The sequence below is a fragment of the Acidovorax sp. M14 genome (assembly GCF_049331375.1).
Lineage (GTDB): Bacteria > Pseudomonadota > Gammaproteobacteria > Burkholderiales > Burkholderiaceae_C > Acidovorax.
This window is the reverse complement of sequence record NZ_CP186263.1, coordinates 141,040-155,328: the sequence shown is the minus strand read 5'-3', so window position 1 is coordinate 155,328 and position 14,289 is coordinate 141,040. Positions and strand designations below refer to the sequence as shown.

General features: G+C 67.8%; 12 protein-coding genes. 9 read left to right on the top strand and 3 right to left on the bottom strand.

The window, feature by feature from the left end; translation table 11 throughout:
- Positions 1–69 precede the first annotated feature (69 nt).
- Positions 70–1,071 (top strand): Bug family tripartite tricarboxylate transporter substrate binding protein, encoded by a 1,002-nt coding sequence (locus ACOYR4_RS00735; protein ID WP_110960556.1) that lies wholly within the window; start codon positions 70–72, stop codon positions 1,069–1,071.
- A gap of 88 nt (positions 1,072–1,159) precedes the next feature.
- Here the strand turns inward: ACOYR4_RS00735 and ACOYR4_RS00730 are convergent, their stop codons facing one another.
- Positions 1,160–3,232, bottom strand: coding sequence for an acetoacetate--CoA ligase (locus tag ACOYR4_RS00730; RefSeq protein WP_422848314.1), 2,073 nt, complete (start codon positions 3,230–3,232; stop codon positions 1,160–1,162).
- Between the two features lie 106 nt (positions 3,233–3,338).
- Between ACOYR4_RS00730 and ACOYR4_RS00725 the strand changes: the two genes are divergently transcribed.
- From ACOYR4_RS00725 to ubiM, 4 genes are all read left to right on the top strand, one after another.
- Positions 3,339–3,950: a TetR/AcrR family transcriptional regulator gene (locus tag ACOYR4_RS00725; RefSeq protein ID WP_108498223.1), complete on the top strand. Its 612-nt coding sequence runs from the start codon at positions 3,339–3,341 to the stop codon at positions 3,948–3,950.
- 247 nt (positions 3,951–4,197) lie between these two features.
- Positions 4,198–5,094, top strand: a complete 897-nt coding sequence (locus tag ACOYR4_RS00720) for an alpha/beta fold hydrolase (protein WP_422848313.1) — start codon at positions 4,198–4,200, stop codon at positions 5,092–5,094.
- A gap of 167 nt (positions 5,095–5,261) precedes the next feature.
- The gene (locus ACOYR4_RS00715) at positions 5,262–5,693 is read left to right on the top strand and encodes a hypothetical protein (protein WP_422848312.1); all 432 of its coding nucleotides are present in this window, start codon (positions 5,262–5,264) and stop codon (positions 5,691–5,693) included.
- 179 nt (positions 5,694–5,872) lie between these two features.
- A complete protein-coding gene (ubiM, locus tag ACOYR4_RS00710; RefSeq protein WP_422848311.1) occupies positions 5,873–7,144 on the top strand; it encodes a 5-demethoxyubiquinol-8 5-hydroxylase UbiM in 1,272 nt (423 codons plus the stop codon).
- Between the two features lie 85 nt (positions 7,145–7,229).
- Here the strand turns inward: ubiM and ACOYR4_RS00705 are convergent, their stop codons facing one another.
- Positions 7,230–8,141: a class I SAM-dependent methyltransferase gene (locus tag ACOYR4_RS00705; protein ID WP_422848310.1), complete on the bottom strand. Its 912-nt coding sequence runs from the start codon at positions 8,139–8,141 to the stop codon at positions 7,230–7,232.
- A gap of 175 nt (positions 8,142–8,316) precedes the next feature.
- Positions 8,317–9,063 carry a zf-TFIIB domain-containing protein gene (locus ACOYR4_RS00700; RefSeq protein ID WP_422848309.1) on the bottom strand — a complete coding sequence of 249 codons (747 nt, stop codon included), beginning with the start codon at positions 9,061–9,063 and terminating at the stop codon, positions 8,317–8,319.
- A gap of 151 nt (positions 9,064–9,214) precedes the next feature.
- Here ACOYR4_RS00700 and ACOYR4_RS00695 point away from each other — a divergent pair, with 151 nt between their 5' ends.
- From ACOYR4_RS00695 to ACOYR4_RS00680, 4 genes are all read left to right on the top strand, one after another.
- Positions 9,215–10,504, top strand: coding sequence for a solute carrier family 23 protein (locus ACOYR4_RS00695; protein WP_422848308.1), 1,290 nt, complete (start codon positions 9,215–9,217; stop codon positions 10,502–10,504).
- A gap of 142 nt (positions 10,505–10,646) precedes the next feature.
- Positions 10,647–12,188 (top strand): acetyl-CoA hydrolase/transferase family protein, encoded by a 1,542-nt coding sequence (locus ACOYR4_RS00690; RefSeq protein ID WP_422848307.1) that lies wholly within the window; start codon positions 10,647–10,649, stop codon positions 12,186–12,188.
- A gap of 159 nt (positions 12,189–12,347) precedes the next feature.
- Positions 12,348–13,499 carry an ABC transporter substrate-binding protein gene (locus ACOYR4_RS00685; protein WP_422848306.1) on the top strand — a complete coding sequence of 384 codons (1,152 nt, stop codon included), beginning with the start codon at positions 12,348–12,350 and terminating at the stop codon, positions 13,497–13,499.
- A gap of 251 nt (positions 13,500–13,750) precedes the next feature.
- Positions 13,751–14,173, top strand: coding sequence for a hotdog fold thioesterase (locus tag ACOYR4_RS00680; protein ID WP_015011965.1), 423 nt, complete (start codon positions 13,751–13,753; stop codon positions 14,171–14,173).
- The last annotated feature ends 116 nt before the right edge of the window (positions 14,174–14,289 follow it).

The following is a 14,289-nucleotide window of genomic DNA, read 5'->3' as shown; positions in this document are numbered from 1 at the left end:
CCCCGGCCCGCCACCATGCATCGCGGAGCCCGCAGAGTGATTTTTATAACCATGACAGGAGACAAACCCATGCCCTTCCACGCCCTCACCCGCCGTTCCTGGCTCGGCGCCGCCGCGCTGGCCGCTGCCACCACGTGCACCGGCACCGCCGCCTGGGCGCAGGCTGCCTACCCCAACAAGCCCATCAAGGTGGTGGTGCCCTTCGCCCCCGGCGGCGCCACCGACGTGCTGGCGCGCGTGCTGGCCGAGAAGATGGCCGTGGGCCTGGGCCAGCCCATGGTCATCGACAACAAGCCCGGCGCGGCCGGCATCATTGGCACCGACGCGGTGGCCAAGGCCGCACCGGACGGCTACACCCTGCTGCTGGCGCTGAGCAACTCCATGCTCACCAACCAGTTCCTGTACACCAAGCTGCCCTACAGCCCCGAGAAGGACATCGCGCCCATCTACCAGATCGCCATCGCGCCCCTGGTGCTGGTGGCCCACCCCAGCGTGCCGGTGGCCACGGGGCCTGAGCTGCTGAAATACATCGCCGCCAACAAAGGCAAGGTGGCCTACGGTTCGTACGGCACGGGTGCCTACCCGCACCTGGCCGGTGCGTACATGAGCCAGTCGCAGAACGCCGACATGAGCCACGTGGCCTACCGGGGCGAAGCGCCCATGGTGCAGGATCTGCTCGGCGGGCAGATCCAGATTGCTTTTGCGAGTGCACTGCAAGTCAAGGCGCACATCGACGCCGGCAAGCTCAAGGCCATTGGCGTGAGCGGCGAGCGCCGCATGGGCACGCTGCCCAACGTGCCCACACTGGGCGAGCAGGGCCTGAACGACGAGGCCTACCGCGTGGCGGGCTGGCTGGCGTTTGGAGCCCCTGCAGGCACACCGCCCGCCATCCTGGAGCGCGTTGCGGCCGAGGTGCGCAAAGCCACCGAGCATCCCGATGTGGCCCAGCGCATCACGGCCATGGGCTTTGACGTGCAAAAGAGCTCACCGGCTTTGTTCACCGCAGCCATGAACAAGGAGCGCCCGGTGTGGGAGCGACTGATCAAGGCATCGGGCGCAAAGCTGGACTGACCCCGTGAGGCGCAGCGCGCCTAGGTGCCGCACTCACTCTTGCATCCAAACAAGGTGCTAGCGCTTATTCAATAAGCGCTAGCAGCTATTATTTTTGCAGCACACTCGCCCGCTGTGCCGCAAACCCCACGTACCAGTCCAGGCACCCGGGGTTGGCCATGGCGTCCTTGTTCACCACCTTCTCGATGGGCTGGCCCAGCAGCAGTTTCTTGATCGGCAACTCCTGCTTCTTGCCGCTCAGCGTGCGTGGCACCTCGGCCACCGCAAAGATGTCGTCGGGCACAAAGCGTGGGCTCAGCGCTGTGCGCACGGCGCCGTTGATGCGAGCGCGCAGGGCGTCGTCCAGCCCGTAGCCCGGGCGCAGCACGACAAACAACGGCATGTAGCTCTCGCGGCCCAGGTACTCCAGATCCACCACCAGGCTGTCGAGCACTTCGGGCAAGGCCTCCACCGCGCTGTAAATCTCGCTCGTGCCCATGCGCAGGCCGTGGCGGTTGATGGTGGCGTCGCTGCGGCCATAGATCACGCAGCCGCCATTGGCGCCGATCTTGAGCCAGTCGCCATGCCGCCACACCGCACCCATGCTCGCGGGGCCATCGCCACCACCGGGCTGGCGGCCGTGGCCTGCGGGGTACATGTCGAAGTAGCTCGACAGGTAGCGGCTGCCGTCCTTGTCGCCCCACAGGTAGAGCGGCATCGACGGAATCGGCTGCGCGCAGACCAGCTCGCCCACCGCATCCTGCACAGGGCGGCCTTCGGCATCCCACGCCTGAACGGCCGCGCCCAGCATGCGGCATTGCATCTCGCCGGGCACCTGCGGCATCTCGCGGTTGCCGCCGATGAAGGCGCCGCAAAAGTCGGTGCCCCCTGAAATGTTGTTCCACCAGATGTCGTGCGTACCAATGGCTTCAAACTGCGCCGTGCCCCACTGTTGCACCTCGGGCGACAACGGCGAGCCGGTAGTGCCCAGCGCGCGGACACGCGTGAGGTCGCCATAGTCGCTGAGCGTGATCCCCGCCTTCATGCAGTTGGCAAAAAACGCGGCGCCCGCTCCGAAGAAGGTCACGCCCGTCTCGGCCGCGAAGCGCCACAGCACGCCCCAGTTGGGGTGGTCCTTGCTGCCGCCAGGGTTGCCGTCGTAGATCACGCAGGTGGTGCCCGACAGCAGGCCGCTGAGCTGCGCGTTCCACATCACCCAGCCGGTGGAGCTGTACCAGTGGTAGCGCTCGCCAAAGCTGTTGGCCTCGTAGCTGCAGCCGATGTCGTTGTGCAGCACCTTGAGCTGCAGCGCCACCAGCACCGTGCCGCCGTGGCCGTGCACGATGGGTTTGGGCAGGCCGGTGGTGCCGCTGGAATAGACGATCCACAGAGGGTGGTCAAACGGGAGCCACATCGGCTCGAAGGCAGCCGTTTCTGCATCGTTTCGGGCGGTAGCGCTAGTCCAGCTTGCCCAGCCAGCTATCGAAACAGAAGCATCCAGATTGCCCAGCAGCACCGCGTGCTGCACGCTGGGCAGGGCCTCGCGCAGCTCGGCCAGCACGGGGCGGCGGTCGTGGTCGCGGCCGCCATAGCTCACGCCGTCCACGCCGATCAGCACCTTGGGCTCGATCTGGCGGAAGCGGTCGAGCACCGCATGCGTGCCCATGTCCGGCGCGCAGATGCTCCACACGCCGCCGATGCTCACCGTGGCCAGGAAGGCAACCATGGCCTCGGGCACGTTGGGCAGGTAGGCAGCCACGCGGTCGCCGGGCTGGATGCCCTGGGCCTTGAGGTGCAGCGCCAGCGACGCGACCTGGCGGCGCAACTCGGGCCAGCTCAGCTCGCGGTGCTGGCCCTTTTCGTTGCGGCTGATGATGGCGGGCACGCCCGCCGCGTGGGCGGCATCCACATGCCGCAGCGCCTGGCGTGCGTAGTTGACCTGCGCACCGGGGAACCACAACGCGCCGGGCATGGTGTTCTTTGCCAGCACGGCCGTGTGGGGCGTGGGCGACTGCAACTGGAAGTAGTCCCAGATGCTTTGCCAGAAGGCGTCGAGGTCGGTGGTGGACCAGCGCCACAGCGCGTCGTAGCTGTCGAACTGCAGACCGCGCTGGTCGCGCAGCCAGTTCTGGTACAGGCGGATCTGGGGAATGTAGGGCGGGGTGTTGTGTGTTGTCTCCATGGCGACGCAGCGTACCAGCGGCGCCCGGCAGAGGCCAGCCACACCCGTCGCCCGGTTGACAGCGCGGGGATTGCGTTATTTCGCACAATCGTGCTAAATTGCGCCCATGGACGCCAAAACCCAGAAAGCCGAACTCACCCGCGCCGCCATCGTCGGCGCGGCGCTGGACCTGGCTGCGGCCGAGGGGCTGGAGTCGATCACGCTGCAGGCCGTGGCGGACCGCGTGGGCCTGTCCAAGAGCGGCGTGTTCTCGCGGGCCGGCTCGCGCGAGGCGCTGCAAAAAGCGGTGATCGAGGAGTTTGGACGCCGCTTTCTGGCCGACGTGTTCGTACCCGCCATGCAGCAGCCCAAGGGCCTGCCGCGCCTGCAGGAGATCCTGCGCCGCTGGATTGCCCGCACGCGCGACGTGGAGGCCTTCACGGGCTGCATCTACACCGCAGGCGCCTTCGAGCTGGACGACCGCGAGGGCGAGCTGCGCGACCTCCTGCACGCTGAAATCACCCGCTGGCGCGCCGCATTGCGCCGCACCGTGATCCAGTCCATCGAGGCCGGGCACCTGGCGGCCGACACATCCCCCGACCAGCTGGTGGGCGAGATCTATGGCCTGATCATGGGCTTGTTGCACGACGTTCGCTTCCTGCGTGATCCGCAGGCAGCGGCACGCACCGAGGCGTCCTGGGCGCGCCTCGTCAAGAGTTACCTCCCCTCCCCCGCTTGATACGCGGTGGTGTGCCAGGGAGTGCTCTTGTTTTTTTATGCCCCAATTTCGCACAACCGTGCGAAGAAAGGAACCACCATGTTGATCATCCTGGGCATCGCCGCCATCGCGGCCGCAGTGGGCGCCATCCGGTCGCTGCGCAGCACCCTCACCAGCCTCCCGCGCAGCAACCGGGACTGGATCTTTTACTGACCGTCCGCCCGGTCCACCTCCCCCATCTACCCCATCTCCCTCCTGGAGTCCCACCATGAACACCTCTCCATCCGCCGCGCTGCAGGCCACGTCCAGCTTCTATGGCGAGCACCCCGGCATGCGGCTGCTGCGTGCGGCGCTGGGCACGGCCGAACGCCTGTGGCCCACCTTGGCCGTGCGCGCGGCCTACCGCCTGTTTGGCACGCCCCTGCCCTTGCGCAAACCTGGCCGCAACCCCGCGCCACCAGGCCACTGGCGCACGGAGCGCCTGGCGTTTGAAGACGCCGAGATCACGCTCTACCTGCCCCAGGCCCAGCCGCACGGCCCCACGGTTCTGCTGCTGCACGGCTGGGGCGGCCATGCGCGCCAGATGCTGCCGCTGGCCGACGCCTTGACCGCGCGCGGCCTGCGCCCGGCGCTGGTGGACCTGCCCGCGCACGGCGGCAGCCGGGGCCGCGTGAGCAACCTGCCGCAGTTCGCCCGCGCCATCGAATACACCACGGCCCGCCTGCACGCGCAGGACTCGGCGCCCCGCGCCGTGGTGGCCCATTCGCTGGCGGCCAACGCAGCGGCCCACGCGGCCAGCCGGGGTCTGGCCACCGGGCGCCTGGTGCTGCTGGCGCCGCCCGCCTCGCCGCACGAGTACACGCGCCTGTTCGCACAGGTGTTCGGCCTGTCGGAACGCACGCGCGCGGCCATGCAGCGGCGCATCGAGGCGCGCGAAGGCATCCTGATGCGCCAGTTCGAGCCCCCGGCCGTGGGCCCGCGCATTGCCCTGCCCACGCTGGTGGTGCACGACCGGGGCGACCGCATCAACCGCTTTGCCGACGGCGAGGCCTACCGCGACCACATCCCCGGCGCCACGCTGCTGGCCACCGAGGGGCTGGGGCACCGCAAGATCCTGCAGCAGGCAGAGGTGCTGCAGGCCGTGGCCGACTTTGTGGCGGCGTAAGCGTCGGCCGGTGGTGGCAGACAGGTCGCGCGACCCGCGGGAATCAGCCGGAAACAGGCAGCCTCTATCATCCGCACTCGACCGCCTTCCTGGAGGCGCCCTGCCGATGAATCGCTGGTGCCCGCACCAGCGGCCCCTGCTGCCTGTTGCTACCTGCCGTGTCTCCCATGTCCACTCTCCTGTCCGCCTGGCCCGCCCTGGTCCTGTTGTTGCCCGCGCTGTGGCTGGTGTCGGCCATCGTGTTCCTGGCCAAGGGCAACCGGCGGGCGTTTGCACAGCTGATGGCCCTGCTGGCGTGCTTTCTGATCGGTGCGCTGCTGATGGAGTTCTTCACCTTCATGGGCGCGCTCATGGCCCGCTCGGGCAGCCAGCACGCCACGCCCACGCTGGGCACCGGCACGCGCCAGTTGCTGGAGACGATCGCCAACCCGCGCTCCATCACCGCACCACCACTCTCGCTGGCGGCTTTTGCGGCGTACAGCATCCCGGCGGGCTACCTGTGGCTGCTGGTGGCGTGGGTGCTACACCTGCGCGGCAAGAAGGCGGGCCCGGCCAAAAAGAAGTCCGCCAAAAGCCCGCGCAAGGCTGCCAAAGACTGAGTTATGCAGGTTTTAGCCCCCAGGCGCTAGAAACACATGCCTGAGTAGCTATTGTTTAGATAGCAGTACCACACCATGGCTTGACGCAGGGCAAAGCGTGCCCCAACCCGCCCGCCCACAATGGCGCGCGGCCCCCCCATCCCGGGGCGGGCACCTTGTCACCCTGTATTCATCCCGCCATGACCACCCACCACAGCGACGTGCTCATCGTCGGCGCAGGCCCGGCGGGCCTGTCGCTGGCCACCTCTCTGGCGCAAGCCGGGTTCTCCGCCACCGTGGTCGAGCAGCAGAGCGACAGCGCGCTGGCCGCGCCCGCGCCGGACGGCCGCGAGATCGCGCTGACCCACCCCAGCCGCGACACATTGCAGCGCCTGGGCAGCTGGGGCCTGCTGGCCGGGCATGAAGTGGGCACCATCTGCGAAGCCCAGGTACACGACGGCCCGCTGGGCCAGCACAGCGCGCTGCAACTGAACACCCCGCAGACCCCAGAGGCTGCAGCGCCCGGCGCGCTGGGCTTCATCGTGCCCAACCATGCGCTGCGCCGCACTGCCTACGCCGTGGCGGCGCGCACGCCGGGGGTTCAAATCGTCACCCAGGCCCAGGTCACGCGCGCAGCCACGCTGGCCGGGCATGCAGAGCTGGACTATGTGCCGGCTGGTACCCCTGACGCCCCACCCCAACGCCTGACGGCCCCGCTGCTGGTCGCCGCCGACAGCCGCTTTTCGGCCACGCGCCGGCAGCTGGGCATCGGCGCGCAGATGAGTGACTTTGGCCGCACCGTCATCGTCTGCCGCATGCACCACGCCCTGCCCCACGGCAACGTGGCCCACGAATGCTTTGGCTACGACCGCACGCTGGCCGTGCTGCCCCTGCCCGATGACCCACAGGCGGGGCATGCGCTGTGCTCGGTGGTGGTCACGGCGGGTGCGGCCGACGCGGCGGCGCTGATGGCCCAGAGCCCCGAGGCCTTTGCCGCCCAGGTCCAGGCCCAATTCAACGACCGGCTGGGGCCCATGGCGCTGGTGGGCGAACGCCACGCCTACCCGCTGGTCGCCGTGTATGCCCAGCGCTTTGCGGGCCACCGCTGCGCGCTGCTGGGCGACGCCGCCGTGGGCATGCACCCGGTCACGGCCCATGGCTACAACCTGGGCCTGGCAGGGGTGGAGCGGCTCACGGCCGCGCTGGTGAGCGCGCGCCAGCGCGGGCAGGACATGGGCAGCGCCGACACGCTGGCCCCTTACGCCCAGGGCCACCACCGCCACGCCTGGCCCATCTACCAGGGCACCAACGCCATCGTGCGGCTGTACACCGACGCCCGCCCGGTGCCACGCCTGCTGCGCCAGCTGGTGCTGCAAGGCGCGCGGCGCCTGCCGCCGCTGCAGGCGGCCATCGTGGGGCAGCTGACGGGCCAGCCACCCCAATGGATGCGCGCACTGGCGCTCAGGCCGTAGCCGCGCCCTACCCTGCAACTGACGCAGTGCGGGTAACGGGTGGGGCACTCTGCGGGCACTTCGCCAAAGACGACTCAGGGGGACTTCATTCCCTGATTCCGAGCGTCGCCAGGCCATACAGCGGCGCACCCAGCCACGGGCGCCACAGCAGGTCCATGGCAATACCCGGCCAGCCATAGCCCTCCGCCACGCTTTGCTCGCGCAGCAACTGCAGGCGCGGGTGCACAGCCTCCAGCTCCGCCATGCGGCCCACGCCCCAGCGAAACTCTGCACCCGTAGCCCGCACGCTGGCGTGGCGGGCCGCGCAGCCCACGGCCCGGCGCGTCATCACGTCCAGCACCATGCGCGAGCCTGGCGGCGCATGCTGCGCAAACTCGGCCAGCACAGCGTGCACCTGTGCGGGCGGCAGGTACATCAGCACGCCTTCGCACACCAGCAGCACCGGCGTGGCGCTGCGCTGCGTGGGCAGCCCCAGCCGCTGCCACCAGCCGGGTTGTGACAGGTCCAGATCGGCGTGGCGCATGCGCGGGCACGGCGGAGGCAGCAGCGGCCGGCGCAGCGCCATCACCTCGGGCAGGTCGGCATCGAGCCACTGGTTGGCCCCCCCGTCCAGCCACTGGAAATAGTGGGTCAGCCCACACCCCAGGTTGACGCCCAGGGCCTGCGGGTGCGTGGCAAAAAAGGCGCGCCCCGCCTCCTGAATGGCCCGGGTGCGCCACAGCACATGCAGCACCGTGTGCAGATCGTCCAGGGTACCGCTCACATCGGCATCCATCTGCGCCAGCAGTGCCCGGGCCACGGCGTCGCGGCAGTCCAGCCAGGGGAAATAGCGGCCCCCATGGGCACGCGCCGCCAACGGGATGAGCAGGGTGCTGGGGACGGGCGGCAGCTGCGCGCGCTGCAACGGCAGGCTGACAGCGCAGCGGGTCACGCCTTCTGCGGGCGCAGCGCTGCGCGGCGGTCGGACAACACGGCGTCGGGCAAGGGACTGCGGCACGGGGCGCTCCTCCGGTGGCAGCGGGCGCCACGGTTGGGTGGAATGCGGAGGCCCAAGGTCAGGGCAAGGGCCTGCGACCATTCTGAAGGGTCGGCCTCAGTCTGTCGTGAATGACCGCAGCGCGTACTGCGGTATGTCAATGCGCTGACGGGCCCCTCAGCACGTGTTCACGTTCTCAGTCCTTCATCAGCGCCCACACTAGCGCCACCCCGGCCGCCAGCAGATCGCCGGTGAACGAGTTGTCGCTGGCATCGCTGCTGGCCGCGGTGAATGCGCGCTTCTGGCGCTCGCGCTCGGCCCGGGCGCGGTCGCGCTCCAGGGCCACCAGGGCGTCGCCAATGTCCACGGGCGATGCTGGCGCCACCGGTGCCTTGGCGCTGGCGGCGGCATAACCCTCCATGGCGCGCACCACGGCCTGGGGGTCGATGAGGGAGAACGCGGCGCGGCAATAGGGACAAGCGTGGTCTTTGCGGATGTCCACGGGCGCACCGCAGCTGGTGCAGTAGATGGCGCCCACGCGTTGGGCCAGGTCGTCGATCTCGGGGCGCGTCATGTGGCGCACAAAGCCCTTTTCGACCATGAAAGACGAGAAGCTGCTGAAGCGGCCATGCTGGCGCCCGCAACGGTAGATCATGTAGCGGCCGCTGCGCACCACGTCGAAGCCTTTGGCCAGGCTGGTGTTGCAGCGCGGGCAGGCCATGCTCTCGGCCAGGGGCTGGTGCTGGTCGGTGCGGTGTTCGTGCAGCAGGCGGAACAGCTCGACCACCGACACGGGCGAGAGCTTGAGGTTTTCGTGCCGGTCAAACCACAGGCCCTGGCAGGCAAAACAAATGTCCAGCTCCAGCGTGTGCCCCTGGTTGCTGGTGAACCGGTGCGCCTCCATGGGCTGGCGGCAAGAGGGACAGGACGGCTGAGGGTGCATGGCGGCGGTGGCTGTGGCAGGCAGAGCAGAGGTTGGCGCAGATGCTAACCCGGCACAACGCGGGTGAACGCCTGGCAACTGACGCGCAGGTTCACGGCAAGGCCATCCGCATCCACTAGCATTCGCGCCTCAACAACAAGGAACCAACAAGATGGGATTCATGAACTGGCGCGTGAAAAGCGCTGAGGTGTTGCAACAAGGCGGCGTGATCGCGCCGGACGAGCGGCTGCCCTGGCCGCAGACGGCGGTGATGGGCGTGCAACACGTGATTGCGATGTTTGGCGCCACGGTGCTGGCGCCCATCCTGATGGGCTTTGACCCGAACGTGGCCATCCTGATGAGCGGCATCGGCACGCTGATCTTCTTCCTCGTCACCGGCGGCAAGGTGCCCAGTTACCTGGGGTCGAGCTTTGCGTTCATCGGTGTGGTGATCGCGGCCACGGGGTATGCAGGCCAGGGAGCCAACGCCAACATCGGCGTGGCGCTGGGCGGCATCATTGCGTGTGGCCTGGTCTACACGCTCATCGGCGCGCTGGTGCAGGCCATTGGCACGGGCTGGATCGAGCGCTTCATGCCGCCCGTGGTCACCGGCTCGGTGGTGGCGGTGATCGGGCTGAACCTGGCGGGCATCCCCATCAAGAACATGGCGGCCAGCAACTTTGACAGCTGGATGCAGGTGGTGACCTTTGTGAGCGTGGGCCTGGTGGCCGTGCTCACGCGCGGCATGGTGCAGCGCCTGCTGATTCTGGTGGGGCTGATCGTGGCCAGCATCATCTACGCGGTGCTGACCAACGGCCTGGGCCTGGGCAAGCCGATGGACCTGTCCGCGCTGGCCAACGCCGCGTGGTTTGGGTTACCCAACTTTGCTGCGCCGGTGTTCGAGGCCAATGCCATGCTGCTGATCGCACCCGTGGCCATCATCCTGGTGGCCGAGAACCTGGGCCACGTGAAGGCCGTGACGGCCATGACGGGCCAGAACCTGGACCGCTACATGGGCCGCGCGTTCATCGGCGACGGCATTGCCACCATGGTCAGCGGTAGCGCGGGCGGCACGGGCGTGACCACCTATGCCGAGAACATCGGCGTGATGGCGGCCACCAAGATCTACTCCACCGCTGTGTTCCTGCTGGCGGGTGTGTTTGCGCTGGTGCTGGGCTTTTCGCCCAAGTTCGGCGCGCTGATCCAGACCATTCCGCTGCCGGTGATGGGCGGCGTGTCCATCGTGGTGTTTGGCTTGATCGCGGTGGCGGGCGCCAAGATCTGGGTGGACAACAAGGTGGACTTTTCGCAGAACAAGAACCTCATCGTGGCGGCCATCACCCTCATCCTGGGCACGGGCGACTTCACGCTGAAGTTCGGCCAGTTTGCGCTGGGCGGCATCGGCACGGCCACGTTCGGGGCGATCCTGCTGTACGCACTGCTCAACCGCAAAGCGGCGTAATCTGTGGATGTGGTCCGGCCTGATGGCATTTGTAAGGGTTAACCCTTAATTTGTAAGGAACGAAGGCTAGCATCCTGGGTTTTGTCCACAGGGCCATCCGCTCACCGGGCGGGTGGCCTTTTTCTTTTTGCGGAGCTTGTTCATGTCCCTGGCCGATCGGGTGCTGTACCCCGACTTTCTCTCCCGCACCATGACCGCCGACGAGGCGGCCGCCCTGATCCCTGCCGGTGCCCATGTGGGCATGAGCGGATTCACCGGCGCGGGCTACCCCAAGGCTGTGCCGGGCGCGCTGGCGCGCCGCATCGAAAGCCTGAACGCGCAGGGCCATGGCTTCAAGATCGGGCTGTGGACAGGCGCCAGCACCGCGCCTGAGCTGGACGGTGCGCTGGCCCAGGTGGACGGCATCGAGATGCGCCTGCCCTACCAGTCCGACCCCACAGTGCGCCGCCAGATCAATGCGGGGCAGATGCAGTATGTGGACATCCACCTGTCGCACGTGGCGCAGTTTGTGTGGTTTGGCTTTCTGGGCAAGCTGGATGTGGCGGTGGTCGAGGTGGCGGGCGTGCTGCCCGACGGGCGACTGATCCCGTCATCCTCGGTGGGCAACAACAAGACCTGGCTGGACCAGGCCGACAAGATCATTCTGGAGGTGAATGCCTGGCACAACCCGCAGCTGGAGGGCATGCACGACATCTACTACGGCACCGACCGGCCGCCACACCGCAAGCCCATCCCCATGACACGGCCCGACGAGCGCATTGGCGAGCCGTACCTGCGCTGCGACCCAAACAAGGTGATTGCGGTGGTGATGACCAACCAGCCCGACCGCAACAGCGTGTATGCCGCGCCCGATGACACCTCGAACCGCATCGCGGGCCACATCATCGAGTTCTTGCAGCACGAGGTGAAAAAGGGCCGCCTGCCCAAAGACCTGCTGCCGCTGCAGTCGGGCGTGGGCAACATCGCCAACGCGGTGCTGGCAGGGCTGAACAACGGCCCGTTCGAGAACCTCACGGCCTACACCGAGGTGCTGCAGGACGGCATGCTGGACATGCTGCGCTCGGGCAAGCTGGCCAGCGCCTCGGCCACGGCGCTGTCGCTGAGCCCCGCAGCGATGCAGGACTTCAACGACCGCATCGACTACTACAAGCAGCGCATCGTGCTGCGCCCGCAGGAGATCAGCAACCACCCCGAGCTGATCCGCCGCATGGGCCTGATCGCGATGAACGGGATGATTGAGGCCGACATCTACGGCAACGTGAACTCCACGCATGTGATGGGGTCGGCCATCATGAACGGCATCGGCGGCTCGGGTGACTTTGCGCGCAATGCGTATCTGTCGATCTTCATGACGCCCTCGCTGGCCAAGAACGGCAGCATCTCGTGCATCGTGCCCATGGCTTCGCATGTGGACCACACCGAGCACGATGTGCAGATCCTCGTCACCGAGCAAGGCTTGGCCGACCTGCGCGGGCACTCGCCCTCGCAGCGCGCTGAGATCATCATCGACCGCTGCGCGCACCCGGACTTCCGGCCCGCGCTGCACGACTATGTGGCCCGCGCCAAGCGCGGCGCCGTAGGCCAGCACACACCGCACCTGCTGAACGAGGCGCTGTCGTGGCACCAGCGGTATGTGGAGACGGGCAGCATGCGCGCACCTGCAGGCCCTGCCAGCGCTGCTTAAAGCGGTCCGTGTTGGGCCTGCAGGCCTTTGACAGCCAATTGGCAGCCTGGGCAGATAAAATCAGGGTTAACCCTAGGTCTATCGACCTCCCCCTGTCCACCCCCCACCAGCCCCCATCCGGGGCTGGTGGCTTTTTTGCCTGCGAGTTTTTTTGTGACCATGCAACGCCGTCAGTTCACCCAATCCCTCGTGGCCGCCAGCGCCGGCCTGCTGCTTGCCACCTCGTCGCGCGCCGTGGGCGTGCAAGACCCCATGGACGCCAAGAGCGTGACCATTGGCTGCTCGCTGGGAACGACCGGCGCCCTGGCCAGCCTGGGCAAGGAACTCAAGCAGGGGCTGGACGCAGGCTTGGCCCAGGCCAACGCCAAGGGCATCCACGGCCGCGAGATCAAGCTGCTGGCCGTGGACGACGGCTACGACGCCGCGCGATCGGAAGAGAACGTGCGCAAGCTGATTGCCGACGCCAACGTGGTGTCGCTGATCTCCTGCATGGGCACGGCCAACAACCAGCGCATCCTGCCGCTGGTGGACGAGGCGCAGATCCCCTACGTAGCCCCCCAGAGCGGCGCCACCTCGCTGCGCAAGGCAGAGTACCGCTCGGTGTTCCACGTGCGCGCCAGCTACACCGACGAGGCCCAGCGCCTGGCGCAAAAGCTGGTGTCCATGGGCATCACCGAGCTGGCCGTCGTGTACCAGGACACCGCCTTTGGCCGCGAGTTTCTGGCCGATGTGACCAAGGCCATGGCGGCCGCCAAGCAGCCCGCGCCCAAGGCCTTCAAGCTCGACGCCCAAGGCGCCCAGGTGGCCGACGTGGTGGGCAAGGCCGTGGCCGCTAAGCCCAACGCCGTACTGCTGGGCACGGCGGGCGACATCACCGCCACCCTGGTCAATGAGTTCAAGAAAGTCTCGCCCAGCACGCCGCTGGCCGCCACCAGCGTGGCGCTGTCGGGCGACAACCTGCGCCAGCTGGGCGGCAAGGCCTCGGGCATCGCGCTGTCGATGGTGCTGCCCGATGCGGCCCGCACCAGCTATGCCGTGGTGCGCGACTACCAGAAGGCCATGCGCGCACTGGGCTACCAGGAGTTCTCGGCCCGCAGCTTTGAAGGCTATGTGAACGCCCGCGTGCTGGCCGAGGGCCTGGAGCGCGCCGGCCGCGACCTGACCCGCGCCAAGCTGCGCAACGCCCTCGCAGGCATCCGTAGCAACGACCTGGGCGGCCTGTCCATCGACTACGCCAGCGGCGCGCCATACGTGGGCTCGCGCTTTCTGGACCTGGGGGTAATGGGCGCCAACGGGAAGTTTGTGGGCTGAGGCTAGGAGCCTGTCGGACTTGGAGCGTCGATAGCGAGAATGGGCCCCAGCGAGGACAGTTTTTGCCGGATTTGCAGACCCATAGCCCAGCTATGGGGCAAAAAGACGGTAAAAAATGGACCGCTGCGGCCGATTCGCAGCCGACGACTTCCAAGTCGGACAGGCTCCTAGGCGCCTGCGGCACAGGGCGGCGCCACGGGCCTTGGCACAATCTGTGGCTTGCACTGACTTGGCCCTGCCCCGTGAACACCATGCCCATTTGGAAGAAACCCATCGACCTGGCCCTGCTGAAGGCCGCCAACCGCAACACCGCCGTAGAGCACCTGGGTATCGAATTTGTCGAGGTGGGTGACGACTTTCTGCGCGCCCGCGTGCCGGTGGACCACCGCACCATCCAGCCTTTTGGCCTGCTGCACGGCGGCGTCAGCGTGGTGCTGGCCGAGTCCATGGGCTCCACCGGCGCTTACTACGCCCTGCCCGAGGGCTACCGCGCCGTGGGCCTGGACATCAACGCCAACCACCTGCGCTCTGCGACCAGCGGCTGGGTGACGGGTACTGCAAAGCCGGTACACATCGGCCGCACCACGCATGTGTGGCACATCGATCTGCACAATGAAGCGGGCGAGCTGACCTGCGTGTCACGCCTCACCATGGCGATCCTTGCCCCCCGGTAGGGGTCATCCCCCTCCTGAGCGGCTTCGCCGCTTCCCCCTTCTCTCGCATCTCTAGCGCGCTCCGGGAAGGGGGACACCGCCAGCGCGGCGGGGCGGCCCTTGCGCGGCGGTCCTGG

Bases quoted from the DNA above. Each gene is read 5' to 3' on its own strand.
- ACOYR4_RS00735 (WP_110960556.1), top strand. From the start codon at position 70: ATGCCCTTCCACGCCCTCACCCGCCGTTCCTGGCTCGGCGCCGCCGCG.
- ACOYR4_RS00730 (WP_422848314.1), bottom strand. From the start codon at position 3,232: ATGGAGACAACACACAACACCCCGCCCTACATTCCCCAGATCCGCCTG.
- ACOYR4_RS00725 (WP_108498223.1), top strand. From the start codon at position 3,339: ATGGACGCCAAAACCCAGAAAGCCGAACTCACCCGCGCCGCCATCGTC.
- ACOYR4_RS00720 (WP_422848313.1), top strand. From the start codon at position 4,198: ATGAACACCTCTCCATCCGCCGCGCTGCAGGCCACGTCCAGCTTCTAT.
- ACOYR4_RS00715 (WP_422848312.1), top strand. From the start codon at position 5,262: ATGTCCACTCTCCTGTCCGCCTGGCCCGCCCTGGTCCTGTTGTTGCCC.
- ubiM (WP_422848311.1), top strand. From the start codon at position 5,873: ATGACCACCCACCACAGCGACGTGCTCATCGTCGGCGCAGGCCCGGCG.
- ACOYR4_RS00700 (WP_422848309.1), bottom strand. From the start codon at position 9,063: ATGCACCCTCAGCCGTCCTGTCCCTCTTGCCGCCAGCCCATGGAGGCG.
- ACOYR4_RS00695 (WP_422848308.1), top strand. From the start codon at position 9,215: ATGGGATTCATGAACTGGCGCGTGAAAAGCGCTGAGGTGTTGCAACAA.
- ACOYR4_RS00690 (WP_422848307.1), top strand. From the start codon at position 10,647: ATGTCCCTGGCCGATCGGGTGCTGTACCCCGACTTTCTCTCCCGCACC.
- ACOYR4_RS00685 (WP_422848306.1), top strand. From the start codon at position 12,348: ATGCAACGCCGTCAGTTCACCCAATCCCTCGTGGCCGCCAGCGCCGGC.
- ACOYR4_RS00680 (WP_015011965.1), top strand. From the start codon at position 13,751: ATGCCCATTTGGAAGAAACCCATCGACCTGGCCCTGCTGAAGGCCGCC.